This is a genomic window from Candidatus Hepatincolaceae symbiont of Strigamia maritima (assembly GCF_055505085.1).
In genome coordinates this window covers 1-2,708 of the sequence record NZ_DBKDTU010000085.1, presented here as the reverse complement: position 1 = coordinate 2,708, position 2,708 = coordinate 1, and the positions used below count along the sequence as shown (strand labels likewise).

The following is a 2,708-nucleotide window of genomic DNA, read 5'->3' as shown; positions in this document are numbered from 1 at the left end:
AGTACCTTTTATCCGTTGAGCGATGGCCCTTCCATACAGAACCACCGGATCACTATGTCCTGCTTTCGCATCTGCTCGACTTGTCAGTCTCGCAGTTAAGCACGCTTATGCCATTGCACTATCGTCACGATGTCCGACCGTAACTAGCGTACCTTCGAACTCCTCCGTTACGCTTTGGGAGGAGACCGCCCCAGTCAAACTACCCACCAAGCAATGTCCCCCACAAAGCGGGGTTAGGCCTCAGATAAGCAAAGGGTGGTATTTCAACAATGACTCCACAACTCCTAGCGAAGCCGCTTCATAGTCTCCCACCTATCCTACACATCACTTATCCAAGGTCAATACTAAGCTATAGTAAAGGTGCACAGGGTCTTTTCGTCCCACTGCGGGTAATCGGCATCTTCACCGATACTACAATTTCACCGAGCTCATGGCTGAGACAGCGTCCAGATCGTTACACCATTCGTGCAGGTCGGAACTTACCCGACAAGGAATTTCGCTACCTTAGGACCGTTATAGTTACGGCCGCCGTTTACTGGGGCTTCGATCAAGAGCTTCGCCTTGCGGCTGACCCCATCAATTAACCTTCCAGCACCGGGCAGGCGTCACACCCTATACGTCCACTTTCGTGTTTGCAGAGTGCTGTGTTTTTAATAAACAGTCGCAGCGGCCTGGTATCTTCGACCGGCATGAGCTTACGGAGCAAGTCCTTCACCCTCACCGGCGCACCTTCTCCCGAAGTTACGGTGCCATTTTGCCTAGTTCCTTCACCCGAGTTCTCTCAAGCGCCTTGGTATTCTCTACCCAACCACCTGTGTCGGTTTGGGGTACGGTTCCTAGTTATCTGAAGCTTAGAAGCTTTTCTTGGAAGCATGGCATCAACCACTTCGTCACCTAAAAGGTAACTCGTCATCAGCTCTCGGCCTTAGAATCCCGGATTTACCTAAGATTCCAGCCTACCACCTTAAACTTGGACAACCAACGCCAAGCTGGCCTAGCCTTCTCCGTCCCTCCATCGCAATAACTAGAAGTACAGGAATATTAACCTGTTTTCCATCGACTACGCTTTTCAGCCTCGCCTTAGGGACCGACTAACCCTGCGTCGATTAACGTTGCGCAGGAAACCTTGGTCTTTCGGCGTGGGTGTTTTTCACACCCATTGTCGTTACTCATGTCAGCATTCGCACTTCTGATACCTCCAGCAAGCTTCTCAACTCACCTTCACAGGCTTACAGAACGCTCCTCTACCGCATCACTTACGTGATACCCGTAGCTTCGGTGTATGGTTTGAGCCCCGTTACATCTTCCGCGCAGGCCGACTCGACTAGTGAGCTATTACGCTTTCTTTAAAGGGTGGCTGCTTCTAAGCCAACCTCCTAGCTGTCTAAGCCTTCCCACATCGTTTCCCACTTAACCATAACTTTGGGACCTTAGCTGACGGTCTGGGTTGTTTCCCTTTTCACGACGGACGTTAGCACCCGCCGTGTGTCTCCCATGCTCGGCACTTGTAGGTATTCGGAGTTTGCATCGGTTTGGTAAGTCGGGATGACCCCCTAGCCGAAACAGTGCTCTACCCCCTACAGTGATACATGAGGCGCTACCTAAATAGCTTTCGAGGAGAACCAGCTATCTCCGAGCTTGATTAGCCTTTCACTCCGATCCACAGGTCATCCGCTAACTTTTCAACGGTAGTCGGTTCGGTCCTCCAGTCAGTGTTACCTAACCTTCAACCTGCCCATGGATAGATCGCCCGGTTTCGGGTCTATTCCCAGCGACTAGACGCCCTATTAAGACTCGCTTTCGCTACGCCTCCCCTATTCGGTTAAGCTCGCCACTGAAAATAAGTCGCTGACCCATTATACAAAAGGTACGCAGTCACAGAACAAAGTCTGCTCCCACTGCTTGTACGCATACGGTTTCAGGATCTATTTCACTCCCCTCTCCGGGGTTCTTTTCGCCTTTCCCTCACGGTACTAGTTCACTATCGGTCAGTCAGTAGTATTTAGCCTTGGAGGATGGTCCCCCCATATTCAGACAAGGTTTCTCGTGCCCCGTCCTACTCGATTTCATGACTAAGAGATTTTCGCGTACAGGGCTATCACCCACTATGGCCGCACTTTCCAGAGCGTTCCGCTAATCTCAAAGCCACTTAAGGGCTAGTCCCCGTTCGCTCGCCACTACTAAGGGAATCTCGGTTGATTTCTTTTCCTCAGGGTACTTAGATGTTTCAGTTCCCCTGGTTCGCCTCTTGCACCTATGTATTCAGTACAAGATAACCATCTTATGATGGCTGGGTTCCCCCATTCAGACATCTCCGGATCAAAGTCTGTTTGCCGACTCCCCGAAGCTTTTCGCAGGCTACCACGTCTTTCATCGCCTCTGACTGCCAAGGCATCCACCGTATGCGCTTCTTCACTTGACCATATAACCCCAAGCAATCTGGTTATACTATGAAGACGACATTCGCCGAAAATTTGCAATTCAACTCACAAATTTTACCTTAGCCTGATCCGTTACCAGTGAAAGTAACGTTCAGTCTATCTTTCTATCACATACCCAAATTTTTAAAGAACGATCTAATCAAAAGACTAGAAATCAACATTCAAAGTGAATGCTCATTTCTAAGCTTTCAGAAGCAGTTTATGGTGGAGCCAAGCGGGATCGAACCGCTGACCTCCTGCGTGCAAGGCAGGCGCTCTCCCAGCTGA

The 2,708-nt window shown here is 50.1% G+C and carries 1 rRNA gene; it reads right to left on the bottom strand.

The annotated features are described in order from the left end of the window. A 23S ribosomal RNA gene (locus ACQCX0_RS02090) occupies positions 1-2,422 on the bottom strand; the annotation flags it as partial. Positions 2,423-2,708 lie beyond the last annotated feature (286 nt).